Here is a 26,336-nt window from a genome sequence, read left to right on the forward strand (position 1 = left end):
ATTTTTCATAACGGAAATAATCAATTCTATTTGTCAATAAAAGTTGGTAATCGGCTGTAATCCACTTTGACTTATCTTGATTATTTGATTATAATGAAATCGCGGGTTAAATAACAAAAAGGAGTAGATATTATGAAAGGCAAATTAGAAGGACTTCAACCGGCATCTGTATTTAAACATTTTGAGGCAATCAGCAGAATTCCAAGAGAATCGGGGAATGAAAAGCAGATTAGCGATTATTTGACTCAGTATGGAAAAGATCTTGGTCTTGAAGTAATTCAAGAGGAATCTTTGAATGTCATTATCAAAAAATCTGGAACATCGGGGTATGAACAGGCTCCTACGGTCATTCTTCAAGGTCATATGGATATGGTTTGTGCGAAGAAAGAGGACTTTCCTTTTGATTTTTCCAAAGACCCGATTCCGATTTTTGTTGAAGGAGATTATGTAAAAACAGAAGGAACTACATTAGGAGCAGATAATGGTATTGCTGTGGCGATGATTATGGCTATATTAGAATCAAAAGAATTAGAACATCCACCGCTCGAATGTTTATTCACAGTAGCAGAAGAGACAGGGATGGATGGCGTGCGGAATCTGCATCCGGAACACTTATCCGGTAAGATTTTGATTAATCTAGACTCCGAAGAAGAGGGAAAGATGCTGGCCTCTTGTGCTGGAGGTGTGAGAAATGTCGTTTCGATTCCGATTGAGTGGAAAGAAGCTAATCCGCAAAAACAATCATACGCCATAACGATAAAAGGTTTACGAGGCGGGCATTCAGGGCTTGAGATTGATAAACACAGAGCAAGCGCTATTAAATTATTGGGCAGAATTTTAAAAGTTCTTCACCAATCGTTTGATATTCAAATCGCCAACGTCAAAGGTGGAGAAAAAATGAATGCCATCCCGAAAATGGCCTCTGCCATTATTGTTGCAGATCTAACCAATCGAAATGAAATTGAAAACATGGTTGATACATATCAAAAAGTGTTCAAGAAAGAATTTGAAGCATCAGATCCTAACATTCAAATACAGCTGAATAAAATTGAATCTGTGAAACGAGTGTTTGCAGATAGCACAAAAACGAATCTTATTCATGCCCTTCGTTTAATTCCTGCAGGAATACAGACCATGAGCGCAAATATAGAGGGTTTAGTAGAAAGCTCGAATAATATTGGAACATTAGAAACAAAAGAGGATTTTATCATTTTAAGTAGCGCTGTTCGAAGCTCAGTAAGATCCTTAAAAGAGGAGATCAACGATCGCATTGCAAGTGTTTGTGATTTAATTGGTGCAAAAATGGAGTTAGTATCGGATTATCCAGCATGGGAATATGAACCCAATTCAAAAATTCGACAGATTATGAATGAAGTATATAAAGAATTGAACAATAACCAAGAAATGAAAGTTGATGCAGTTCATGCCGGGTTAGAATGTGGCTTTCTACAGGAAAAATTAGGTAAAATCAATATGGTATCGATTGGACCAAATATTTACAACAATCACACTCCCGAGGAATCATTAAGTATTTCATCAACCCAAAGAGTATATCAACTTTTAACTGAAGTATTAAAGAGAATAAAATAAAGGATAAAAAGAGCATAAAATTTGTTATGGGCCAGGAGTGGCCCATTGCTTTTTAACTGGCTTACAGGAATAGTTACAATCTTAATCGTAATTCAAACGCGTGGTTTCATCTGTCAGAGTTGGATCCAAAAGAGTTTTCCATTCTGGCGATTCCCAACTTTTTAAATTTGAGTGGGTTATGTAATATTTTTGAGGTATAGGGTGCGTACCAACCACGACTTTTACACCATATTTTTCTTCTATGAATTTTTTGAAGTAAGATACATAAGGACATGGAGGATACCCGACGACCATGCCTGTGGCTAAATGAATTACTTCTACTCCGTTTTTTATCATTTCATCCGGAGCATATTCTATGTTTCCGCCGGGACATCCACCGCACGTTGTGTATCCGAAAATTTCGATTTCCTTGTCTTTGTAAATTTCGAAAGCCCCTTCACGATTTTCAAGAGATCTAAAACATTTTCCCCCTGCACATGTACGATAACGATCACATATAATGATCCCCAATTTGATCTTTTCCATCATTTACCTCCTCAAGTTGACAAGTTTTTCAGCACAAACGCATCCAGATAATTACCAACATTTCCACAACATCACCCTAAATTCTAACACAATATTTGATTTTCCAAATTAATTAAGATCAGCTATCACATCTCAATGTTAAATTTTTATAATGAAATATTTTTCATGAAATTTTTTTCATATCGACAATAATCGCTTCTAATCGTCAATAAATGTCTGTAATCTTCTGTAATCGACTTTGACTTATCTAGATTATTCGATTATAATTGAATTGTAGGGTAAATAATAAAAAAGGGGGATAAACTATGGACTATGAAAAAAAGTTTTCACAAGTTGCAAAAACTGCGAAAGCAAGCATTATAAGGGAATTATTAAAGGTAGCTTCTGATCCGGAGATGATATCATTTGGTGGCGGTGTACCTGACCCTGAGACTTTTCCTCGAGAAGAATTAGGAGAAATTGCTGCAAAAATTGTTAAAGAAGAATACAAAATAACTCTGCAGTATGGTCCTACCGAGGGAGATAACGAATTAAAAAAAGCTTATATAAATCTACTAAAAAAACATGAAGGAATAGAAGGCGTATCCCCTGAGAATATGTTGGTAACTGTTGGCTCCCAGGAAGCCTTGCAATTGATAGGGCTGGCCTTGCTCGATGAAGATTCTTACTGTGCAGTAGGAAAACCTGTTTATTTAGGCGCTGTTAGTGCTTTTAAACAAATGTTTCCAAAGTTTTTGGAAATACCCTTGGAAGATGATGGAATGAATGTTGATATCCTTGAAGAAAAATTAAATGAATTGGTAAATAAGGGCGAAATTGATAAGTTTAAATTCGTTTACGTGGTACCAACATTTCAAAATCCTGCAGGAGTAAGTATGCCACTAGAAAAAAGAAAGAAATTAATTAACTTAGCACATAAATACGACTTTTTAATTATCGAGGATGATCCATATGGTGCGTTGAGATTTGAGGGAGAGCCAATTCCTTCCATTTACTCTCTTGAGCCAGAAAGGACGATCTTGTTGAACACCTTTTCTAAAATTTTGTGTCCGGGTCTGAGAATTGGGATAATTATTGCTTCAACAGACTTATTAAGGAAGTTTACAATTATTAAACAAGGTGTAGATCTATGTACCCCAACTTTGACCCAGAGATTAGCCGCTAGATATCTCCAAGCCCATGATAGGATAGAACAGTTAAAACCAACATTAGAACTTTATAAGTCAAAAAAAGACAGTATGTTGAATGCGTTAGAAGAGGAATTTGGTGATATGCAAGGGGTAAGCTGGACTCGCCCCGAAGGTGGTCTCTTCATATGGTTAACTTTTCCTGAATGGGTAGATACTATGGAAATGTTTGAAGAAGCAAAGAAGAACAAAGTATTGTACGTTCCGGGAGAGGCATTTTATGTAAACGAGGTAGAAAAAAATCACATGCGATTATCTTTCTGCCTTCCTTCACATGAAGAAATAAAAGAGGGAATAAGAAGATTGAGAAAAGTCGCAGAAAGTTATGTAAAAATGAAATCTTTGAGTAGCTAATCCTAAAAAAACTAATTATAGGAGGAGCTTTTTTATGTATAAAATATTGGTCATAAATCCAGGGGCAACGTCCACGAAGCTCTCGATTTTTGAAGATAACAATGAAGTAATCTCAGAAAGTATAGAACACTCCAGTAACGAGATAGAAAATTGCAAAACGATTATGGACCAACTTCCTTTTCGTAAAAAGTGTGTAGAAGATTTTCTAAAAAGATACAACATATCTATCGATGAATTAGATGCGATAGCTGCACGGGGGGGGATACTCCCTCCTATGAAAAGTGGAACTTATCGTGTAGATGAGAATATGGTTAATTATCTTAAAACCAAAACAAGAGTTGAACATGCATCAAACTTAGCTGCTGTAATCGCCTTTGAACTATCAAAAAGTTCTTCGAAAGACTTACCTGTTTTCATCACAGATCCTATTTCTGTTGACGAATTTATTCCCGAGGCAAGAATATCAGGAATACCTCAACTTGAAAGGCACAGTTTATTCCACGCTTTGAACATGAAAATTGTGGCAAGATTTGCGGCAAAAGAATTGAACAAAGAATATGAAGAATGTAATTTTGTTATAGCTCACTTGGGTGGTGGAATCTCTGTTGGGGCGCAAAGAAAAGGCCTTATGATCGATGTTAACAACGCAACAGATGAAGGACCTTTTAGTTCCCAAAGAACGGGAGAATTACCAATGGGGGATCTTGCAAAATGGATTTTTAAAAATATGCATTCTTACTCCAAAAATGATGTCAAATCTACATTTGTAGGAAAAGGAGGTTTGTTTGCATATTTAAAAACAGCAAGTTTAAAAGATGCTTTAAAACTTGCCGAAAAAGATGATTATGCAAAATCAATTGTAGAAGCCATGGCTTATCAAGTTGCAAAGGAAATAGGTGGGATGGCAGCAATCCTAGGTGGAGATCTCGATGCAATTATCTTGACTGGTGGAATGGCTCATAGCGATTACTTTGTTGAACTGATCAAAAGAAGGATCGATAAATTAGGTGTGGTAATGGTTTATCCTGGTGCTTACGAAATGGAAGGACTCGCTCTAGGAGCATTGAGAGCACTCAATAACTCAGAGAATGCTAATGTATGGGAGGGTGAAATATTTTATGAAAATTGAAAGTATAAGTCAAATTATAGAATTAGTAAAAAATGAACACAAATCAAAAACGATTGCGGTGGCAGCTGCCGAAGATGACGTTGTCTTGAAAGCTGTTCAAAAAGCTAAGGAAATTGATTTATGTAACTTTATCTTGTATGGTGATAAAGTAAAAATTCAACAGATATCAGAAGAAATCGGACTTGATACGACTAACATAGAAATCAGAAATGCTTCAACCCCTCTTGAAGCAGCAAAAAGAGCAATACAAGCGGTTGCCAATGGAGAAGCCGATCTACCTATGAAAGGAAAACTGACCACCTCAGAGATTTTATCGGTATATTTAAAGGATGAATATGGTTTAAAAACAGGAAAAACAATGAATTTAGTTTGTGCCTTTGAAATACCCAGATACCACAAGTTGTTGATAATCTCTGATGCTGGTATGGTGATCGCTCCAACTCTTGAACAAAAAGTTGATATTATAAACAACGCTGTGTCAGTTGCCCATAAGTTAGGTGTAGAAACACCGAAAGTTGCTGTTGTAGGGGCATTAGAACAGGTTAACCCGAAGATGCCTGCTACAGTAGAAGCAGCGATATTAGCACAAATGTACAGAAGAGGTCAGATAAAAGGTTGCATAGTAGACGGACCATTCGCTATGGACAATGCCATATCTAAAGAAGCAGCTATACACAAAGGAATAAACAGTAAAGTCGCTGGTGATGCGGATATATTAATCATGCCGGATATAGAAGCAGGAAATATATTGTATAAAACCTTAGTATATTTCGCCGATGCAAAGCTGGCGAGTTCAATTGTAGGGGGCAAAAAACCGGTTGTTTTGACCTCTAGAGCTGATAGTGATGAATCCAAACTCAACGCTATGGCGTTTTCAATTTTAATGTCTTAAATTTAAAAAGGAGAATTCATATGTATAAAATTCTCGTTATAAACCCAGGGTCCACATCGACCAAAATTGCTGTTTATGAAGATGAAAATCAAAGATTAAAAAAAGTGATAGATCACGATGTGAATGAATTAAAAAAATTCAAAGCCGTTGCCGATCAATACGAATTTAGGAAGAATATGATTTTACAGTTTTTGAGTGAAGAAGGAATAAACTTACACAGTTTTTCAGCCATCATTGGGCGTGGAGGGCTTTTAAGACCTATACCAAGTGGGACTTATGAAATAAATGATCGGATGCTAGAAGAATTACGAAGCGCTAAATATGGAGAACACGAATCGAATTTAGGGGCTCTTATAGCAAACGAACTAGCTGAACAGATTGGTGTAAAAGCTTACATAGCCGATCCCGTTGTGGTGGATGAGATGGAAGATATAGCAAGAGTTTCAGGTCATCCTTTCTTTCACAGAAAATCTATTTTCCACGCTTTAAATCAAAAAGCTGTGGCGAGATCGCTCAGTGAAAAATTGGGTCGTAATTATTATGACTTGAATCTCATCGTTGTTCATATGGGTGGGGGAATATCCATTGGAGTCCACAAAAAAGGCAAGGTAGTTGATGTTAACAACGCCCTTGATGGAGACGGCCCTTTTACGCCTGAAAGATCAGGAACGTTACCCCTTGTTGGGTTTATAGACCTTTGCTACTCAGGAAAATATTCTGAAGGTGAAATAAGGAAGCTCATAAAAGGTAATGGAGGGTTAATTGCTTATTTAGGTACGAATGATGTGAGAGAGGTCGTAAAAAGAATAAAAAGCGGTGATAAAAAGGCTGAATTGGTATATTTTGGATTGATACATCAAATTGTTAAATGGATAGGTAAAATGTCCGCAGTTTTGAATTATGACGTTGATGCCATAGCCTTAACTGGAGGAATGGCATATGAAAATGAATTTCTTGTCCCACAAATAAAAGAAAAAGTAAGTTTTATCGCCCCGGTTTATGTGTTTCCTGGAGGAGACGAAGAAAAAGCCTTAGCCCTTGCGGCACTTCGAGTAATAAAACAAGAAGAACCAGCAAAAATGTACAAATAAAGGAGCTCTAAATCCATGTTGAAAAATTTATTAAAAGATTATCAAGTTCATATTTTCATTGGGATGTTTGGGTCCGGGAAAACGGAAGTTTCTATGAACGTAGCGTTGAAATTAAAAAAAGAGCACAAAAATGTTGCCATTGCGGATTTGGATATCATAAGCCCGTACTTTCGGGTAAGAGATAAAATTGAAGAATTGAATCGAAAAGATATTAAGGTAATCACTCCCCCAGCAAAATATATGCATGCCGACGTTCCCATCGTTCCTGGTGAAATAGGAGGATACATAACAAACCAAGATTATAAAACTGTAATAGACGTAGGGGGAAACGAAGACGGTGTGAAAGTTTTAGGATCTTTAAAAAATTATATAGATAATTCAAAATGTGCCCTGTACTTTGTAATCAATACGAGAAGGCCTTTTATGGATACTAAAGAATATATAATAAAAAATTTGCAATCCTTGGAAAGTAGCTCACGACTAAAAATTAATTATTTAGTGGTAAATTCAAACATTCAAAATGAAACAACTAAAGAAATCATAGAAGAAGGGGAAAACATAATAGGAGAAGTATCCAACATAACAAATATCCCCGTGGCATTTACAGTAGTAACTAGAAATTTAGAGGACAAGATAAATACCAAGTTCGAAAAATTTGTGATTCAAAGATTTTTTGGAGATTATGGTTTTTGAGCGGGGCGAAGGGGCGCTAAAATAAGCTTCAGAACTTTTAAACTCAGTAAAAATTGAATGATTGGAGGGAAAACGATGAAAGAGACAAAGTTTGCAATTGATATTGATAAAGAAAGATGTAAAGGATGTGGACTATGTATTGAAGCTTGTCCCAAAGACGTCCTTGAATTTTCTAAAGGGTACAACAACAAAGGATATCACCCAGCACAAGTTAAGGACATTGAAAATTGTATAGGATGTGGTTTTTGCTATCAAATGTGTCCAGATGTATGTATAACTGTAAAAGTATTAGAAAAGGCAAGGAGTTGATTATTTATGCAAAAAACCGAAAAAATTATGGTAAAAGGTACTGAAGCAATAGGTGAAGCTGCAATAAGAGCGGGATGTAGATTATATTTTGGTTACCCAATTACTCCACAAAGTGAATTAACAGAATACATGGCAAGAAGATTACCTGAGGTAAATGGCACTTTTTTACAAGCTGAAAGCGAAGTGGCAGTTTCAAATATGATATATGGAGCAGCTAGCACCGGAAAAAGGGTTATGACTTCCACTTCTTCCCCTGGATTCTCTTTAATGCAAGAAGGGGTTTCTTACATAGCAGGAGCCGAACTTCCATGCGTTTTTGTAAACGTTGTGAGAGGTGGACCAGGATTGGGAGACATACAACCAGCGCAATCAGACTATTTTCAAGCCACAAAAGGTGGTGGACATGGGGATTATAAGTTGATCGTATTTGGTCCAGAATCCCTTCAAGAAGCTGTTGAATTGACTATTCGTGCTTTCGATGTTGCTGATAAGTACAGAATACCAGTGTTAGTGTTAACAGACGGATTGCTTGGTCAAATGATGGAACCAGTGACATTCCCCAGCTTTAAAAATCTAAACACTTTACCCGATCATTCAGATTGGGCATTGACTGGAACAAAAATGCAGCGAGAACCACACAGAGTTACATCCTTTGATTTAGACCCTGTAAAATTAGAAAAAATGAATATTCAAAGACATGAAAAATACAAAACAATAGTAAAAGAAGAAAAATTATTTGAAGAATATAAATTAAACGATGCAGAAGTTGTGCTGGTTGCCTATGGAACGATGGGAAGAATAGTTAAATCAGTTGTGGATAGTGCCAGGGAGAAAGGCGTAAAAGCAGGGGTATTTCGCCCAATAAGTTTATGGCCCTTTCCATATGAAGAATTGGGAAGATACACTGAAAACGCTAAATTGTTCTTCACCGTAGAAATGAGTTTCGGTCAGATGGTGGAGGATGTAAGACTGGCAGTCAACGGAAAAAAACCAGTAGAATTTTATGGAAGAACGGGTGGAGTAGTTCCAACCCCAGGAGAAGTATTGGCAAAATTAATGGAATTAGTTTAAAGGAAGGTGAAATTAATGGCTTATGCAGAAAGATTTAAAGCACCAACCTCATTAAGTGAAAAAGAGTTTACATATTGTCCAGGATGTTCTCACGGAATTGTTCATAGATTGATCGCTGAAGTCATCGATGAGTTGGAAATACAAGGTAAAACCATAATGGTTGCACCTGTTGGATGTTCCGTATTTGCTTATGAATTTTTTGATGTAGATGGCACCGTAGCAGCTCACGGAAGGGCACCTGCGGTAGCTACTGGTATCAAAAGAGCAAGTCCAGATAACGTTGTTTTTACATACCAAGGGGACGGTGATTTAGCAGCTATTGGAACCGCAGAAATAATACATGCTGCCAATAGAGGTGAACGTATTACAACAATTTTTATAAACAATGCTATATACGGTATGACAGGAGGGCAAATGGCACCAACTACCCTTTTAGGAATGAAAACTACAACTACCCCATATGGAAGAAGAGAAAATATTGAAGGGTATCCTATTCATGTTTCAGAGGTTCTAAAAGAATTGTCAGGAGTTGCGTTTCTAGCTCGTACAAAAGTTACAACTCCACAAGACGTAATAAAAACAAAAAAGTATTTAAAAAAGGCTTTTTATGCTCAACTCAATAATATAGGTTTTGGTTTAGTTGAAGTTTTATCAACATGCCCCACTAATTGGGGATTAACACCCATAGAATCTATGAAGTGGTTGGAAGATAATATGGTAAAAGAATTTCCTTTAGGTGTATATGTCGATAAAGTGGGAGACGTTCGCTAGTCATCTTATATTCCCTTGTTCTTACAAATATCAAAGGGAATAAATAAATGGAGGTGTTTTTATGTCATACCATGGATTAATAGCCGCCGGTTTTGGTGGACAAGGTGTAATGCTTTTCGGTCAAATAATTTCTTTAGCGGCTATGATTGATGGAAAATATACCACATGGCTTCCATCTTATGGACCTGAAATGCGAGGTGGAACTGCAAACTGTACGGTAATAATTTCTGATGAATACATTGCGTCACCGGTGTTAGATGAACCAAATGAAGTTGCTGCGTTCAATATTCCTTCTATGATAAAATTCGAAAAAGTATTAAAAGAGAATGGGCTATTGTTGATCAACTCTTCTGTAATCGATAGAAAACCAGAAAGAAAAGACATACATTTAGTTAAAGTACCTGCTAATGAAATAGCGGACGAACTAGGTAATTTAAAAGTTTTAAATATGGTTATGCTTGGAGCTTACTTAAAAGTAACTCAAGCAGTCACCTTTGAAGCCGTAGAAGAAGCTTTGAAAGAAAAGTTGACAGGGAAAAAGAGAAACTTGTTAGAAATAAACCTAAAGGCTATAAAAGCGGGTATGAAAGAAACTGTTAAATAATAAAATAATATTATAATAAAATAATAAATGCTGGAAAATTTCCAGCATTTATTATTTTTGATGGCGGAGAGAGTGGGATTTGAACCCACGGACAGCTTTTAACCGTCACACGCTCTCCAGGCGTGCGCCTTCGACCACTCGGCCATCTCTCCATAATAGTTATTAACTTTTCCGAAATTTATTATATCATAATAATCCCTTACCGTCAACCATCCACAGAACTAATTGTTGTTATATTTTAGATAATCCCAAATTAGGAACAACATCCAAATCTAACGTATCAAACATGTTTCTTATATACTTTTCGTACCCAGCACGGCATATCATCGCTGCATTATCAGTACATAACGATTGTCTTGGATAATAGATATTCAATTTGTCTTTAAAAGCATTTAATTTTTCTCTCAACAGGGAGTTTGCGGCAACTCCTCCTGCTATTACAATATCTTTTATATTTTCTTTAATTGCAAATTTAGTAACTTTATAAACAAGGGTGTCTATTATTGCTTCTTGAAATGAAGCAGCTATATCTTCTTTTTTTGCCTCCGGATAATCTCTTACAAAATACAAAACAGATGTTTTTAAGCCAGAAAAAGAAAAATCGTATCCTTTGTTGTACAATGGTCTAGGAAAATCGTACAATTTTTGAGCCTTTTTTGAAATTTCATCTATAACTGGTCCTCCTGGATAACCCAAATCCAAAATCCTAGCGACTTTATCAAAAGCTTCTCCCGCCGCATCATCACGTGTTTCCCCTATTATTTCAAAGTCCAAATAATCTTTAACTAGCAAAATTGCTGTATGTCCACCGGAAACTAATAATGTGACAAAAGGAGGTTTCAGATTTGGGAAATCGAGAAAGTTAGCGTATATATGCCCCATTAAATGATTTACACCAATTAACGGTTTCCCCAAGGACAAAGACATCCCCTTAGCAAAACTCACCCCGATAAGTAAAGCCCCGATTAATCCAGGGCCGAAAGATACACTAACTGCATCTATGTCGTTTGGGGTAATTTGTGCCTCTTCGAAGGCTTTCAAACTTAGTTTGTACAAAACTTCGACATGTTTTCGAGCGGCAACTTCTGGTACAACTCCTCCAAATACCTTATGAACATCGATCTGTGAATTAACTAAATTAGAAAGCAGTTGATCTTTACCTTTTAATATCGCCACAGCCGTTTCATCACAAGATGTTTCTATTCCAAAAATGATTGGATCTTTTTCACTTTCTAATATGTTCAAGCGCTTTCTTTCCTTTTCACGGCTGGTTTTTTCTTAGTTACAACCTCTTCATCTATAACAATTTTATTAATTTTATTTTTTATCTCCGGAGCTTCATACATTACATCGAGCATTATCTCTTCAAATATTGTTTTTAAAGCCCTTGCACCCGTGCCTCGTTTCAAGGCTTGCGAACATATCTCTTTCATAGCTTCAGCAGTAATTTCTAGCTTTATACCTTCTATTTCCAACATCTTTTGATATTGTTTGAATAAAGCATTCTTTGGCTCCATGGCGATCTTAATGAGGTCTTCTTCATCCAAATCGTTGAGGGTTGCAACGACAGGGAACCTACCAACAAATTCTGGAATTAACCCATACTTAATAAGATCATCTTGGACAATATTTTTTAAGACCTCACCATCTCTCTGTTTGTTGTTACTTTTTATGTCGGCTCCAAATCCTAAAGAAGAATCCTTTACCCTGTGTTTTATTATGTCTGTCAAACCGTCAAACGCCCCTCCTGCAATAAAAAGAATCTTTGAGGTATCTATTTGGATAAATTCTTGGTAAGGATGTTTTCTTCCTCCTTGAGGGGGAACGTTTGCTAAAGTCCCTTCAACAATTTTAAGTAATGCCTGTTGCACTCCTTCACCAGAAACGTCCCTGGTGATTGATGGGTTTGGCGATTTCCTTGATATTTTATCAATTTCATCGATATAAATTATCCCTTTTTCAGCTTTTTTTACATCATAATCACAAGCTTGCAAAAGCCTCAGTATAACGTTTTCAACATCTTCTCCAACGTACCCAGCTTCAGTTAAAGTGGTAGCATCTGCAATGGCAAAGGGAACATCTAATATCCGAGCCAAAGTTTGAGCGATCAAAGTCTTTCCAGTACCTGTGGGACCGATCAATAAAACGTTAGATTTATCTAACTCAACATCATTGATATTCTTTGAAGAATATATTCTCTTATAATGATTGTAAACAGCAACAGAAATTATTTTCTTAGCTGTTTCTTGACCAATTACATATTTATCAAGTTCTGATTTTATCTGTCGTGGAGTTGGAAGAGGTTTAACTTTTGTTTCAGTCTTTTCCCCGTTTTTTGTTTTATTCTCTTCAACTAACTCTTGAAAAAGATTAATACACTCGTCACAAATATAAATACCGTTAGGACCGGCAATTAAAGCCCCTGCTTGGCTTGCTGGTTTCCCACAAAAAGAGCAATACTTTTCTGACATCAATAATTCCTCCTGTTCTGTGTTTCTTTACTCTGTTTAAGATCGAGACTAATTATACCATGTATATGTTAACATAAATTCACAATAGACTCATATATTTATCCCCACTATCGGGGGCAATGGTAACAATTCTTCTGCCTTTTTCCATTCTATCGGCTAATTTGACTGCTGCCAGGATATTTGCACCAGAAGATATCCCTACAAACAATCCTTCGTCTTTTGCAAGTTGTTTAGTCATTTCAATAGCTTCTTCGTCATTTATCTGGATTACTTCATCGATTAGATTCTGATCCAAATTATCTGGAATGAATCCCGCTCCTATACCTTGAATCTTATGTTTACCAGGGTTACCTCCAGATATAACAGGTGAACTGGTTGGTTCTACTGCCACTATTCTAACACATTCTGAAAATGCTTTTTTTAACGCCCTCGCTACCCCAGTTATTGTACCACCGGTTCCTACTCCTGCAACAAAAGCTTCCAAAGAATAGTCCATCTGTTTGATAATTTCAGGTCCGGTAGTTACTTCATGTGAATATGGATTGGCAGGATTTGAGAACTGATTGGGCATATACCCTTTTGTTTCGTTCACAATCTCTAAAGCTTTGTTAATTGCTCCTTTCATTCCTTGATCGGCGGGAGTAAGTATCAACTCGGCACCAAAAAACTTTAAAATTTTCTTTCTTTCTTCACTCATACTTTCAGGCATAGTTAATATGACTCGATAACCTCTGCTTCTACCAATTGCTGCCAAAGCTATGCCGGTGTTTCCACTCGTTGGTTCTACAATTATATTTTGGCTTTCATTAAGTTTGTTCTTAATTTCACCATCTCGTATCATAAAAAATGCAGGCCTATCTTTTACACTACCTGCGGGATTATTTTTTTCTAATTTAACAAAAACCCTTCCAGGTTGAATAATCTTTGATAATGTAATAATTGGAGTGTTCCCTATCGACGTGTAAATCAAAAGATCACCTTCCATATGTTTAATTTTATTTCAGATTAGATTCAACAAAAAATCTTTCACTGTTAAAAGTTTTTAAATAGAATCATTTAAATTACAAAATCCGAGTTTATCGTATTGTTTAAGTCATAGTAATTAGAAGAGGGACAATTGATTTTTTTAATTTTTGCCGGTACCCCAACTGCCAATGATTTAGGCGGCACATCCATTAAAACGACAGAGTTAGCGCCAATGACCGATTCATCTCCTATGTATATATGTCCAAGAACTTTAGCTCCAGCACCGATCATAACATTTTTACCAACTATTGGGTGTCTTTTTCCGGTGGTAACAGTTTTAGCTCCCAGAGTTACCCCATGGTAGATCAATGTCCCGCTACCAACGCTCGCAGTTTCTCCAATAACAACGCCAAAACCGTGGTCAATGACTACTCCAGGTTCAATATAGGCTGCGGGATGTATATCCATAGAATGTACTATCTTACTCAACACATATATAATGTAAGCAACAGGATAAATCTTGTGCCTATAAAAGAAATTAGCAAAACGGTAAGCCATCAACCCATGAAAAGGGATGGAAGTGAAAAATACCTTCCACTTGTTTTTTGCAACCGGATCTTTCTCGACGTACATATCTAAATCTTTTGATAAAGACTTGAAAATTCTTCCAAAATCCCGAAAGAAACTTAAAATACTTTTCATACATTTCCTCCCCGACTAAATTAAATATAACTAAAATTGTCGCTATTACAACAAAATTATATCTTAATTTCTTTTCAAGAGAACGATGTTTTTCTAAATTACTGTTAACGCTTTATCTCGGGGAGATAATTTAGTTAAGTTAACTTTCTGAACTCTTGAACTAAAAAACTGGCTCTTTTTTCGTTTTTCTTTTCTACCAAAACTAATTCTTTAGGGGATAAGTAAAATATTATATTTTCTGACATTCTCGATAAAATTGAGCGAATTTTTCTAATATGTATCGTTATTAAATATTGATTTTCAAAAGAATAGGGCAATTTAAAAGATATTTTTGAATTGTTGTTTTCTTTGTAAATGTAGCTGTTTCCTTTATTTAAGAGTAAGTAGGCAATATTACTTTCAGAAAATGTTACATATAGTTTTGATAAAACCTTTTTTAATTCCCTTGTGTTGATCTCTTTTTCTTCGACAAAGCTCTTTTGGGTTACCAACAAATTTTTATTGTAAGAAGGCATGGACGAACATATTTTAATGAATATTCCTGGCATTCTTAATACAATATCTTTTTTGTCTATACCAAACTCAAGGATAGAACTTTTTTTCAAAAGGTTTAAAGATTTAACTATATGCCGGGCGGAAATAAACGGAATTTCTCTATGAAACTCTTCCCGGACATTTCCGTAGATGCTGTTCAATTTATAATAATTACTCATATAACCAAAAATTAAGTTATCATTGAACGTAAAAAAGTCAATGACATCTCCTTCGTTGGCAGAAGCAGAAACAAAATCAAGTTTATTAAGAAAAGATCCTATTTCTTTCTTGCTTAATAAAGTAAATTCTCTACTAACCTCGATTTGTTTGGTATCCATCTTTTCGATTTTACTATTCAATGTGATCCCTTGAATTTCAAAGGATATGAGCTTATCTTCTACAGTTAATTTAACCAGAGAATCATCTTTTAACTTCGTATCCCTTATAATTCCCTTTAAGTATTGAATTGGAACTGAGGCAACCCCATCAAACGGAAGGAATTCTTTGGTAATATTTAGATATATCTTCGCACATCCATCTGTCGCATAAATTTTGAGAGCCCTGTCATAATAAAAGTAAGCATTTCTGAAGGAAGGTTCAACGGAACCACAGAATGCGTCAAGAAGTTTTGTAATATTTTTTAATTCACCATAAGTCAACCAACCTTCCATTTATTTCATCCTTTAAATAGTGACATTTGATTTGTTTCTGGCAAGTCTTTCAATACCCCTAATTTCCTTAAAGTCTCCACGTTCGTTCTGTTACACCCACTCTTTGCAGCAAAATCTTCTATGGATTTAAACCCGCTCTCTCTTGATTTAATAATATTTTCTGCAGCTTTTTCCCCTAGATTAGGGACCTTGATAAAAGGCACAACAAGAGAATTTCCATCTATCAAAAACTTTTTTGAATCAGACTTGTTCAAATCAACCATTTTAAAATTATAACCTCTGAGCATCATTTCCAATGCCAACTCTAATACGACCATCTCATTTTTTTTGCGAACATCCAAATCCATATTACGCAGTTCAAATATCCTTTTTTTGATGGCATCTCTACCGGAGAAAATGACTTTTAAGTTGAATTCATCACCTTTGACGGTAAAATACGTAGAATAAAAAGCTAATGGATAATGAACTTTAAACCATGCGATTCTAAAGGCCATACTAACGTAAGCAGCCGCATGAGCTTTTGGAAAGAGATATTTAATTTTTTGACAAGAGATGATAAACCATTCAGGCACTTTTAATTCTTTCATTAGTTCAATGTCTTCTTCGTTGATACCTTTGCCTTTTCTCACCTTTTCCATTATCGAAAAAGCACTTTTGGGTGGAGCGCCTTTGGATAATAAATAATTCATTATATCATCTCTACAAGAAATTACCTCGTCTAAAGTTGCAATCTTCCTGTCGATCCAGTTTTTAGCTATTCCAGCCCATACATCGGTGCCATGTGATAAGCCAGATATTCTTACCAATTCAGAAAAACTCTTTGGCCTTGTGTCTTCCAACATCATTCTGACAAAAGTAGTACCAAACTCCGGGACCCCTAACGTTCCAACGGTTGTACCCAATTCATTTTTTAAGTCTATTTTCAATGCTTTTGTAGAAGAGAATAAACTCAAGGTTTTCTTGTCGTCCATGGGAATAGTCATGGGGTCTACCCCAGTTAAATCAGACATCATTTTAATGAATGTAGGGTCATCGTGCCCGAGTGCATCTAATTTTACAAGATCGTTATGTATTACGTGGTAATCAAAATGAGTAGTTTGAACATTTGATTTATTATCATTGGCGGGGAACTGAATCGGTGTGTAATCGTAAACTTCCTCTTCTTTTGGAACTATCATTAAGCCACCGGGATGTTGTCCTGTCGTTCGTTTTACCCCTGTTATCGCCTTGACTATTCTCATTATTTCACTATTTTTTACTATCCCCTGCTCTTCGCAATATTTTTTAGCGAAGCCAAAGGCAGTTCTATCTGCAATTGTTGATATAGTACCCGCTCGAAAAACATGATCTTCTCCGAACATTTTTTCTATGTATTTATGTGCCATGTTTTGGTAATCTCCAGAAAAATTCAAATCTATATCGGGTATTTTGTCACCTTCAAATCCCATGAATGTTTCAAATGGGATATCTTGGCCATCTTTTTTCATTTTTGCTCCACATTTTTCACATCTTTTATCGACAAGATCATACCCTGAACCTATTTCCTCTTTATCAAAAAACTCCACATTTTTACAACTTGGACATATATAATGAGGAGGTAGAGGATTTATCTCAGTTATTCCCAACATAGTAGCCACCAAAGAAGAACCAACGGAACCCCTGGAACCAACCAAGTACCCATCTTCTAAAGATTTTTGTACGATTTTTTGGGCTATTAGATAAAGTACCGCATAACCATGTTTTACGATGGATTCTAGTTCTCTATTCAATCGGCTTTCAACAATTTCTGGTAAAGGATTCCCATATATTTCATACGCTTTTTTCTTCGCAAGTTCTTCTATCTCTACTTCTGCGTTCTCTATTTTTGGAGGATGAAGTTTGTTACTAAGAGGCTTTATTATTTCTATTTGATCTGCAATCTCATTAGTATTGGTTATGACAATTTTCTCGGCTATTTCTTTATCCCCAAAAATTCTTTGAGCTTCTTCTATCATCTCATCAGTTGTACGCAAATATCTGTGTGCAGAAGAAGTCTTTCTCTTTTCCCCTACTTTTAATGCGTTGTAAAAGATTTGATCTTCTTTATCTAAGTAATGAGCGTTTGAGACCATTACAACTGGCATGTTCAATTCGTTACCAAGATTATATATATCTTGATAGATCTTTTTTAATTGTTCTTCTGAAATAGTTTTATCTGATAAAGCGTCCAATGGGGTTAATTCCAGATAATCGTAAAATTTGGCGATTTCGATAATTTCATCATGAGATCCACCTCTGAGATAGGTCTGAAAGATTTCTCCATCTTCGGTTCCACTACTACCTATCAACAAACCTTCTCTCATTCGGGATAGTTCACTTTTTAAAATCCTGGGTACTCTGTAAAAATATTTTACATGGGCATTTGAAACAAGTTTATAAAGGTTTTTAAGACCGGTTTTGTTTTTGACTAAAATAGTCGTATCGTTCGGTTGGATTCTCTTAAAATCTATGAATTTTTTTAATTTTTCAAGATCAGACAACATTTCCACATTCTGGGATTTTGCCATTTCTATAAGTTTTAAAAACACCAAAGCGGTTATATTAGCGTCTTCATGAGCCCTATGGTGTTCAAAACTACCGAGTTTTAGCTCCTCAACTACCTTAGCCAAGCCATAGCTTTTCAAAGTTAACAAGGATTTTGAAAGGGCTACGGTATCTATATAAGTTTGCTCAAAGTGTTCATTATAAACTCTTCTAACCCATTCCCGTATAAAACGGTAATCAAAAATTGCGTTATGTGCAACTAAAACCGCACCTTCTATGAAACTCAAAAATTGAGGTAGGACTTCCTCTATCGGTTTTTCAACTTCCAGCATCTGATTCGTTATACCTGTGAAATTACTTGTAAAGTTTGAGACAGGTTTTCTTGGCTTCACCAAACGATGAAACTTAGACACGATTTTCATATTCTTTATTTTCACGGCACCAATCTCAATAATTTCGTTCATGGCAGGTTCTAATCCAGTGGTTTCCAAGTCAAAAACAACAAACTCAGTTTCACTTATTTTTTTATCTTTTGTCAGCAAACTTATAATATTTACAAATTCATCAACGACATATGCTTGAATCCCAAAAATTGGTTTAATACCTACTGCGACCGCTTTTTCATAAAATTCTGGAATACTTTGAACAACACCAGAATCAGTTATAGCTACCGCCTTATGGCCCCAATTTTTTATCGTCTTCACTATTTCGCCCACATCGAGTAAACCTTCCATAGCACTTAGTTTTGAATGCAAATGAAGCTCCACCCTTTTTGTGGGGTAGTTATCTTTCCTTTCGAGAGTTTCTTCTTTTAACTTAACTATATTTGTAGGTCTAATTGCAAATTCATGACTAAAAGAATCATAAAAAATGCTTCCTTCAATTAATACGTTATCTCCCTCATCTAATTCATTGTTTAAATTATTAGCCGTTTCAGAAAATGTTTTTACAACCGCGGAACTTTTTTTATCAGTGATATAAAGAGTAGATATAGGACCTTTTTCATTGTACTCTTTGTAAAATATTTTCCCGTTAACTACCACGTTACTTCCTTCATTTGAAGGAAGTAACGATAACGGTTGTGGTACCTTTTTAAAATCCCTTCCCATAATTACGACTCTTTCTGTATCATCTAATTTTTTGGAAATATCTGAATTAGACATCAAGTTACTATCCTCGGTATCAGGCCTGTGATAACTATCATCGATAAAAGTGGGTTTTAAACTTTCATCTATCATGATTTGATAAGGGATTCTGTCACCGAGATATTTAAATAAAATATTATCCAATTCCTCTTTTTCTTTTGTTAGCCTGTTTATTACTATCGGTGAGTACGTTTTAAATACTATTTTGTTTTTTTGGTTATATTCTGGCTTTAAAAGTCTTAGATAATCTTTTAAACGATGATTCATTATCAACTGTTGCCAATTTCTTACGATAAATTCAGGTCCTTCATCATTTGTAAAAGAGATTTTGACTTCTCTCTTGAGAAGTCTACTAAAGAAAAGCTTCAATGAAGCTTCATCGATATCTTTACCTATATCCTGTAAATTGATTTCTGCCTCTTCGTCTTTTACAATGATTTCTCCACTTAGTTCAAAAGGAACAAAACCTACATTTTCCATCAAGAAATTTTTAATATCCTGCATTTTTGAAGCTCCTCCTAAAATTTCCATGACAAAAAGCCGTGGCTAATGCGTCTGCTGCATCATCTGGAGTAGGTGTCTTTTCCAACTTCAATAATAATTTTAAAGTCCTTTGAATCTGTCCTTTTTCAGCCCTTCCATATCCTGTAACAGCCTGTTTTATCTGAAAAGGTGTGTATTCATAAATTGGTATATTTTCTTTTTCTAAACAAAGTAGTATAACACCTCTAGCCTCTCCTACCTGTATGGCGGTTGCAACGTTTTTAAAGAAGTACAATTTTTCTACAGCAGACTCATCAGGCTTATAGGTTTCTATTAAGTTTCTAAGCTGTTCGTCTATGTTCAGTAACCTTTTGGGAAGTTCGTCTTCTTTGCTGGTGTATATTACACCATAATCAATTAAGTTGAACATGTTACCTTTTTTTTCAAGGACGCCGTATCCTATCCTTCCGTAGCCTGGATCTATTCCCAAAATTACCATTAAAGCACACTCCAAATACATTCAATTTCTTCTATTTCTTTGGGGATTTCTCTGGACAAGTTTTCGCATCCATTCTCAGTTATTAGAAGATCATCTTCTATGCGAACGCCGATACCCTCTTCTTCTATATAAAGGCCTGGTTCATTGGTAATAACCATTCCTGGTTTTAAAGGAATATTCTTATCTCCTACGTCATGGGTATCCAAACCTAAAAAGTGACTCACAGAATGAAAGTAATATTTTGAAAGTTCTTCATCGGTTTTAATCAATCCTATTTTTTTACAACTTTCTGCTAACGATTTCTTAGCAATTTCATTCAATTCAAAAAGGGTCAAACCTGGTTTTACTTGTGACTGAACTTCTTTCTGGGTATTTAAAACAATTTGGTAAATTTCTGCTTGTCTTGGGGAAAACTGTCTAGTTATGGGAAAAGTTCTTGATATATCCCCACTATAATAATTATATTGTGCCCCCAAGTCCAACAATACTAAATCGCCCTCTTCTGTTTTTCGTTCATTGGCAGAGTAATGTAAAATCGTAGAGTTTGGTCCTGAAGCTACTATTGGTTTAAAAGCAAAATCTTTTACCCCATTTTTTCTTAAAGAAAAATCAAAATATGCCTCCAGCTCGTACTCGTACATTCCAGGTTTTGAATTTTTTATTATGTTCAAAATCCCTTCTCTTGTAATTTCAATAGCTTTCTTAATATTATTGATTTCTTCTTCATCTTTAACAGTTCTCAATTCTGCGATTTTTGCTGAAACATCTTTTACACTGACATATGGAAATAATCTTTGTATTTCTTGAGCAATTAGCTTTTCTTTTGTCAAATTTTCCCAATGAGGAGATTTTAAATACAAATATAGACTCTTAATGTTAAACCTTGATAAGGTGTCTCCAATATATCCATTTAATTCATCCAAAAAAGATATATCTTCTTCTTGAATTTTACTAAACTTAGAACAATGTTCTTTGCTTGGTTTTTCACCAACCCACCTAGCTAACTTTGGATCGTTTCTTTCTATGAATAGTTTTTCAACTGTTTTTGATTCGGTTTTGTGAATTACTAAATAAGCGTTTTCTATATCTAAATCCGTAAAATAGTAGAAGTTTCGATCAGGGGTAAAGCTATAGGTTTCGTCTGCGCTTTTTACTGGACTTTTTCCTGAGTAAAGAATCAACATCGAACCTTCTTCCAAACCGTTCATTATTTTTTCTCTTCTACTTTTTACATCAGCCATACTGACCCCTCCTAATCCCAAAAAATATATGTCTTTTGAAACTCTAAAACAACTTTAGCGACCCTTCGCCCCGTTCCCCACCCTTATTTTATTTCTAAAATGTCTACAAAAAAAGATATGTTTTACATCTACTCTTTTTATTATAACATTAAAATGTAGGACTTTCACTCTAAAGAAATAACTTTTTTAGACGATTATATTTTAGAAGTCAGAAAAAAGGAGTGAATACAATGTTTGATGATGAGAATATAAAGTTGCGAATAAGTGGTGTTAAAACTGATAATTTAGATATTCCAGCAGATAAGTACAATACTTTTGAAGAAATGGTGCAAGATTATATTAGCAAAACACAAGGCGTTTTAACTAAAATAAAGATCAATGAAAAAGAAATCCCTTTAAATTATTACGATGAAATAAAAGATTCTTTTTTTGAAGGTGGAGAAGAGGTAGAGTTGGAATTCACATCAAAAAAAGAAGTTTTGTTCGATCTTATCTCTCAATCACTCGAATACATTAGTAAGGTTAGGGAAAATTTAGAAAGGGTTTCAAAAGAAGTCTTGTTGAATACAAATGAAGGGCATACAATGCTTAACAGTATTGCAGAAGGTTTGCAAGCACTATTAGACGTCATAGAACAGACACGAGCTTTCAGTGAGGAAGATTTTTACAACCCAGGAGATTTAAACGAGGTACAAAATGTCGTCCAACACATAATTAGATCTCAAGGGAATCAAGATTATTTGGAGCTTTCAGACATCATTGAATTCGATTTCGATGGAGTTTTGTCAACCTTTGAAACGATTTTAAAAAATGCTCAAAAAACTCTTGAAAAAAAAGGGGTGTAATTTGAATGTACAATAATAATCAAAACGCTAACTATTATTTTGAAAATGGTATAAAAACAGCTAGTCCCGCAAAATTAGTCGAACTTTTGTATCAAAATTCGATAGAAAGAATAAATAAAGCAATAAAAGCCATTGAAAGTAAAAATTTTTCCGAGGCCAATAAACAGATCATAAGAGTTGAAGACATAGTCACAGAACTTAACGTTTCGTTAAATCTTGAAAAAGGTGGAGAGGTAGCTAAAAATCTCAGAGCACTTTATAATTACATGTATCAAAGATTGTTAGAATCAAATACCAAAAAGGATATTGAAATCTTAAAAGAAGTAAGATCTTTACTACAAGAGCTTTTAGATACCTGGAAAGAGTTGTTGAAAAAAGAAGCCAAAACTTCCCGCGAGTTAAACGCCAAATCTGTCGATCCTAAATTTGATCTTCAATATTAAATTAAAAAATTCAAAAACCCTCCAAAATCACATACGCCTGTTGGAGGGTTTTTGTTTAATCAATTTTGAAATCTATCCCATCGTAGATCTTCAACATCTTTATTTCGTGAAGTGATGGCTCCAAAAGCCTTTCTTCAAGAATTTTATCGGTATCTATACTTACCTGTGCAATTACGTCTTCTTCGTCTCCCAATTTAATCAGGGTATCTCCATGTGGATCTACAGCTATGGAATTTCCACAAAAAGGAATCGAATCTTCAGAGGATTTACCAACGGCGTTTACCCCGATTGCAAACAGTTGATTATCTTGTGCCCGGGCGGATGTTCTTACCTCTACTAATTTTTCAAAACCTTTTGGAACAGCAGAGGTAATTATTAGTATTTGTGCCCCTCTAAGAGCCATTACCCTATATAATTCTGGAAAAGCATGATCATAACAAATTGATAAACCGATTTTTATACCTTTCCAATCTATTATCTCTATAGACGTTCCTTCGGAAAGTCTAAACTTTTCTTTTGGAAAAACAAATATTTTTCTATATTTACCAAGTAATTTACCTGAATCATCTATTAAAATCGAGGTATCGTAATACTTCCCAATTATTATTGGGTCTTTTTCTAAAATGTTTGCAACAATAGAAACGTTGTATTTCTTTGCAATCCTTATAACTTCTTGGGTAGTTTCACCTTCTGGTATAATTTCGGCAAAATCTTCGGCGTAATTGTTAATACTTTCAAGATCGTATCCTATATTAAAAAACTCTGGTAGGATGTATGAATCCGCTTTTTTTACTTCTTTTGAAATCAAAGAATCTAGCTTTTTAAGGTTGGTTTCTTTGTCGTTTAATTTTGAGTTTAATTGCACTAAACCAAATAATTTTCTCATCATGATTTCCCCCTTTAAAAAATTGCAAAGATTCAAACTACCTAAGAGTAGCCAATAAAAATTCTATACCTCTCCGCTTTATTCTGACATCGTTCAACTCTACAATTATATGTTCTATTTTTGAAGGATCCACACGTTCAATCTTAGATCTGTTATATAACGAGGATAACTCTAATTCTAGCGCCTTCCTCATTAATTTATACTTTTCAAAAAGCAATACATAGCTGTTAATACCTTGGCTTTCTTTCATTTTCTTTTCTAAATCTTTTATATGTTCTTTAAGATCTTTGGCTTCTCTTTCCATATTATTTATTATATCTATATCCGGTTTTGAAAGATCTTCAGAGATATCCCACGTAAATTTAGGATATACGATGTTAACTTTTGAGCCTTGATCATCAGAACAAATATTAAAAGATAGCATGGGTATTTTTAAAGTTAATATCTCTTTTGGCTTAATTGTTCCATCGAATTCTTCTAATTCTTGCTCTAACAAATCTGTTTTTACGGCTTTCTGAGGTAATTTTATCCCTTTTTTCTTGTGAGTAGGATTAAAAAACCGTAGGGTTATCCCCTCTTTGTCTATTGAAGGTTTTATATTCACAAATTCTATATTTTCATCCACTGAAGAATAGAATTTATGAACCACCCCGGCCTGGTTTTCTAAATCTGAATTATTATTATGTTTATAAAACAATAAAGGAGGATTGATAAAGGAATTTTTGTATTTCAAAAAATCATCTTTAGGTGATAGACAAAAAGCAGTTTCGATTTTCATTTTTCTTTTTACTTCAGCTCCAGGAGTGTACATTACGGGGCCAGCATCTCCTGTTCTTCCTTTTACATTTTCGAGAGAAAGCCAACTTACAGATCTTAATAAAATTAAAGAAACAGCTTTTTCTAGGGATTTCGTAGAATGTGTGGTATAACTATAAATTCCTTTGGCCATAAAGGTTGCAAAATAGTCATCTTTTTCTAAGCCAACGTAGTCCTTCATAGGAAACACGTTATTAAAAGAGATTTCTCTTGCAGCAACTAAAAACTTTTTCATTTCTTCTTCTGGTTCCTCATATTTTACTTCATATGGTCTTTTTACAGAATCAAAAGGTACACCCGCATTTATATCTCCATCTCCAATTAAAGATAAAAGTAATCCATAATCTGATCCTTTTCCCAAAGATTCAATTTCGATGTTGATATAGGGCAATTCTGAAAATGTCAAATAAAGGGTGAAGTTAACTTCGTTGCTGGTAAAATCAAGAGCTATTTTGGAATAATTATCTGACTGTGCTTTCAATCTCATTCCTGAGAAAGTTAAGTTCAACTCTTTATCAAATGCAGAAGAGTATTCATCACCCTTATCTTCTACCAAAACAGGTCTGATTAAATAATCGTTATTTTCCTTTTTAATTCTAAGCTTCCCGTTTTCAACGAATGCTTTGAAATGTTCATTCTCCCAATGAAAACTATTTATTGGTTTTTCTAAATAACTTACTTTATACTTTTTTAAATTTACTTTTGATATACTTCCTGACGGTGCAGAAAATCTATAAAGGGTTTCTTTATTTTCAAATAATACGGGTATTTCCTGAGGATTCAAGTTTAGACAAGTATAACCTAAAGGTAAAATCTGGCCTACCTTATCCAAAACATTATTTAAAGTTGATTCAAAAATCTCTTTGATTTTATAGTATCTTTCTTCCATATCTTCATGAATCTGATCTACTCCTACTCCTCCTATGCTGTCGTGGACTAGGTTCATTATTAAATATTCCCAAGCCTTTTGTATCTCTTTATCGTCTTCAGAATTGTCTGCGATAGCAATTAATGGTTCTAATACCTTAGAGAGCATATATTCAGAATGCCAATTCATAATTTTTAAATACTGCCTTGTTGATAAACTTCCTGGAAATGTCGAAACAACGCTTCCATCAATTAGCTCACCAACGTATTTTTCTATTAAAGAAGGGTCTTCTTGTTTAAAATATCCTTGTATAAACTCATCTGGAAAAACCGTTTTTAATTCTCCATCAGTGGGATCTTCTGGAACAGGATCCAAGTCGTATCCGTTTAGTAAAGGAAGATAATTAGTTTTCGAATATGTTTTTAGCTTGTTAATTTCCAACTCCAATCTTTTTTCCATAACTTCTGGATAATCTTTCAACCTCATGATATTCCTATAACTATCGATTAAAAATATTCCATGAATTTTGCTACCATCGGAACTGCTCCAAGTAAACCCGATTTTTGGAAATTTCATTTTTAAACCTCTCCAGAGGAAACAACCTTCTATTTCACATTTAGAATTAATTTGTGCAACTTGAGACGAAAAGCCAAAATTATCCAATAACCAACCTACATTCATCACATTTCCATATTTTTTAGCCTCTTGTCTACCCAATATAATATTTCTGATTGAGCTTTCTTCAGAGACTCTCCAATCAATTTGTCCATAGTATGGGCCAAAGGCTATATTTTTAGAGTATTTTTTCAATTCGTCCTCTGCTTTTTTTCTTTCTTCTCCTTGAAAATTACTTAAATAATCTTTCACTAACAACATTTGTCCGTCTAAAACAAACTTGTATTCAGGATTATTATCAATTAACTCGAAGAGTTTTTGAAATAAACTAGGTAACATTTTTTTTGTTATATCCGCAGGAGCGAACCATTCTCTATCCCAATGTGTGTGTGAAATGATATGGTACATCTCT

Annotated in this window: 23 protein-coding genes and 1 tRNA gene; 12 read left to right on the plus strand and 12 right to left on the minus strand. The window is 34.8% G+C overall.

What is annotated here, in order from left to right:
- Nucleotides 1-132: 132 nt before the first annotated feature.
- The gene (locus tag X928_RS07425) at nt 133-1,590 is read left to right on the plus strand and encodes an aminoacyl-histidine dipeptidase (protein WP_103079168.1); all 1,458 of its coding nucleotides are present in this window, start codon (nt 133-135) and stop codon (nt 1,588-1,590) included.
- 81 nt (nt 1,591-1,671) lie between these two features.
- Here X928_RS07425 and X928_RS07430 read toward each other — a convergent pair whose 3' ends face one another.
- Nucleotides 1,672-2,118: a CGGC domain-containing protein gene (locus X928_RS07430; protein WP_103079169.1), complete on the minus strand. Its 447-nt coding sequence runs from the start codon at nt 2,116-2,118 to the stop codon at nt 1,672-1,674.
- Nucleotides 2,119-2,420: 302 nt separating this feature from the next.
- Here X928_RS07430 and X928_RS07435 point away from each other — a divergent pair, with 302 nt between their 5' ends.
- The 9 genes from X928_RS07435 (at nt 2,421) to X928_RS07475 (ending at nt 10,216) form a co-directional block, all read left to right on the plus strand.
- On the plus strand, nt 2,421-3,656 hold the full coding sequence (locus X928_RS07435; protein WP_103079170.1) for an aminotransferase-like domain-containing protein: 1,236 nt from the start codon (nt 2,421-2,423) through the stop codon (nt 3,654-3,656).
- A gap of 34 nt (nt 3,657-3,690) precedes the next feature.
- Nucleotides 3,691-4,785, plus strand: a complete 1,095-nt coding sequence (gene buk / locus X928_RS07440; protein WP_103079171.1) for a butyrate kinase — start codon at nt 3,691-3,693, stop codon at nt 4,783-4,785.
- Nucleotides 4,775-5,677, plus strand: coding sequence for a bifunctional enoyl-CoA hydratase/phosphate acetyltransferase (locus X928_RS07445; RefSeq protein WP_103079172.1), 903 nt, complete (start codon nt 4,775-4,777; stop codon nt 5,675-5,677). The genes buk (X928_RS07440) and X928_RS07445 overlap by 11 nt, the downstream gene beginning before the upstream one ends.
- Nucleotides 5,678-5,697: 20 nt before the next feature.
- Nucleotides 5,698-6,768, plus strand: a complete 1,071-nt coding sequence (gene buk / locus X928_RS07450) for a butyrate kinase (RefSeq protein WP_103079173.1) — start codon at nt 5,698-5,700, stop codon at nt 6,766-6,768.
- A gap of 15 nt (nt 6,769-6,783) precedes the next feature.
- A complete protein-coding gene (locus X928_RS07455; RefSeq protein WP_103079174.1) occupies nt 6,784-7,461 on the plus strand; it encodes a P-loop NTPase family protein in 678 nt (225 codons plus the stop codon).
- A gap of 75 nt (nt 7,462-7,536) precedes the next feature.
- Nucleotides 7,537-7,770 carry a 4Fe-4S dicluster domain-containing protein gene (locus tag X928_RS07460; RefSeq protein ID WP_103079175.1) on the plus strand — a complete coding sequence of 78 codons (234 nt, stop codon included), beginning with the start codon at nt 7,537-7,539 and terminating at the stop codon, nt 7,768-7,770.
- A gap of 6 nt (nt 7,771-7,776) precedes the next feature.
- Nucleotides 7,777-8,841: a 3-methyl-2-oxobutanoate dehydrogenase subunit VorB gene (locus X928_RS07465; RefSeq protein ID WP_103079176.1), complete on the plus strand. Its 1,065-nt coding sequence runs from the start codon at nt 7,777-7,779 to the stop codon at nt 8,839-8,841.
- A gap of 15 nt (nt 8,842-8,856) precedes the next feature.
- A complete protein-coding gene (locus tag X928_RS07470; protein ID WP_103079177.1) occupies nt 8,857-9,612 on the plus strand; it encodes a thiamine pyrophosphate-dependent enzyme in 756 nt (251 codons plus the stop codon).
- Between the two features lie 61 nt (nt 9,613-9,673).
- Complete coding sequence (locus tag X928_RS07475; RefSeq protein ID WP_103079178.1) at nt 9,674-10,216, plus strand: 2-oxoacid:ferredoxin oxidoreductase subunit gamma family protein; 543 nt, start codon at nt 9,674-9,676, stop codon at nt 10,214-10,216.
- 61 nt (nt 10,217-10,277) lie between these two features.
- On the opposite strand, the gene X928_RS07480 is transcribed toward X928_RS07475, so the two are convergent.
- The 9 genes from X928_RS07480 to X928_RS07520 form a co-directional block, all read right to left on the minus strand.
- A tRNA-Ser gene (locus tag X928_RS07480) sits at nt 10,278-10,368 on the minus strand.
- 79 nt (nt 10,369-10,447) lie between these two features.
- Nucleotides 10,448-11,461 carry a tRNA (adenosine(37)-N6)-threonylcarbamoyltransferase complex transferase subunit TsaD gene (gene tsaD, locus X928_RS07485; RefSeq protein ID WP_103079179.1) on the minus strand — a complete coding sequence of 338 codons (1,014 nt, stop codon included), beginning with the start codon at nt 11,459-11,461 and terminating at the stop codon, nt 10,448-10,450.
- Nucleotides 11,458-12,687, minus strand: coding sequence for an ATP-dependent Clp protease ATP-binding subunit ClpX (clpX, locus tag X928_RS07490; protein WP_012209281.1), 1,230 nt, complete (start codon nt 12,685-12,687; stop codon nt 11,458-11,460). Before clpX ends, tsaD begins: the two co-directional genes overlap by 4 nt.
- Before the next feature lie 79 nt (nt 12,688-12,766).
- Nucleotides 12,767-13,657, minus strand: coding sequence for a cysteine synthase A (cysK, locus tag X928_RS07495; RefSeq protein ID WP_169926340.1), 891 nt, complete (start codon nt 13,655-13,657; stop codon nt 12,767-12,769).
- An 86-nt stretch (nt 13,658-13,743) separates the two neighbouring features.
- Nucleotides 13,744-14,355, minus strand: a complete 612-nt coding sequence (gene epsC / locus X928_RS10350; protein ID WP_103064494.1) for a serine O-acetyltransferase EpsC — start codon at nt 14,353-14,355, stop codon at nt 13,744-13,746.
- A gap of 134 nt (nt 14,356-14,489) precedes the next feature.
- Complete coding sequence (locus X928_RS07505) at nt 14,490-15,560, minus strand: hypothetical protein (protein ID WP_103079180.1); 1,071 nt, start codon at nt 15,558-15,560, stop codon at nt 14,490-14,492.
- A 5-nt stretch (nt 15,561-15,565) separates the two neighbouring features.
- Nucleotides 15,566-19,732, minus strand: a complete 4,167-nt coding sequence (locus X928_RS07510) for a PolC-type DNA polymerase III (protein WP_103079181.1) — start codon at nt 19,730-19,732, stop codon at nt 15,566-15,568.
- On the minus strand, nt 19,719-20,210 hold the full coding sequence (gene ruvC / locus X928_RS07515) for a crossover junction endodeoxyribonuclease RuvC (protein ID WP_012209286.1): 492 nt from the start codon (nt 20,208-20,210) through the stop codon (nt 19,719-19,721). Before ruvC ends, X928_RS07510 begins: the two co-directional genes overlap by 14 nt.
- Nucleotides 20,210-21,451 carry an aminopeptidase P family protein gene (locus X928_RS07520; RefSeq protein ID WP_103079182.1) on the minus strand — a complete coding sequence of 414 codons (1,242 nt, stop codon included), beginning with the start codon at nt 21,449-21,451 and terminating at the stop codon, nt 20,210-20,212. Before X928_RS07520 ends, ruvC begins: the two co-directional genes overlap by 1 nt.
- A 230-nt stretch (nt 21,452-21,681) precedes the next feature.
- Here X928_RS07520 and X928_RS07525 point away from each other — a divergent pair, with 230 nt between their 5' ends.
- Together X928_RS07525 and fliS are read left to right on the plus strand one after the other, a co-directional pair.
- On the plus strand, nt 21,682-22,296 hold the full coding sequence (locus tag X928_RS07525; protein ID WP_103079183.1) for a hypothetical protein: 615 nt from the start codon (nt 21,682-21,684) through the stop codon (nt 22,294-22,296).
- Between the two features lie 5 nt (nt 22,297-22,301).
- Entirely contained in the window at nt 22,302-22,739 is a 438-nt protein-coding gene (gene fliS, locus X928_RS07530; RefSeq protein WP_103079184.1) for a flagellar export chaperone FliS, read from the plus strand.
- A 55-nt stretch (nt 22,740-22,794) separates the two neighbouring features.
- Here the strand turns inward: fliS and X928_RS07535 are convergent, their stop codons facing one another.
- On the minus strand, nt 22,795-23,628 hold the full coding sequence (locus tag X928_RS07535; protein WP_103079185.1) for a carbon-nitrogen hydrolase family protein: 834 nt from the start codon (nt 23,626-23,628) through the stop codon (nt 22,795-22,797).
- 34 nt (nt 23,629-23,662) lie between these two features.
- Nucleotides 23,663-26,332 carry a glycoside hydrolase family 38 N-terminal domain-containing protein gene (locus X928_RS07540; RefSeq protein ID WP_103079186.1) on the minus strand — a complete coding sequence of 890 codons (2,670 nt, stop codon included), beginning with the start codon at nt 26,330-26,332 and terminating at the stop codon, nt 23,663-23,665.
- Between the last annotated feature and the right edge of the window lie 4 nt (nt 26,333-26,336).

The sequence above is a fragment of the Petrotoga miotherma DSM 10691 genome (assembly GCF_002895605.1).
Lineage (GTDB): Bacteria > Thermotogota > Thermotogae > Petrotogales > Petrotogaceae > Petrotoga > Petrotoga miotherma.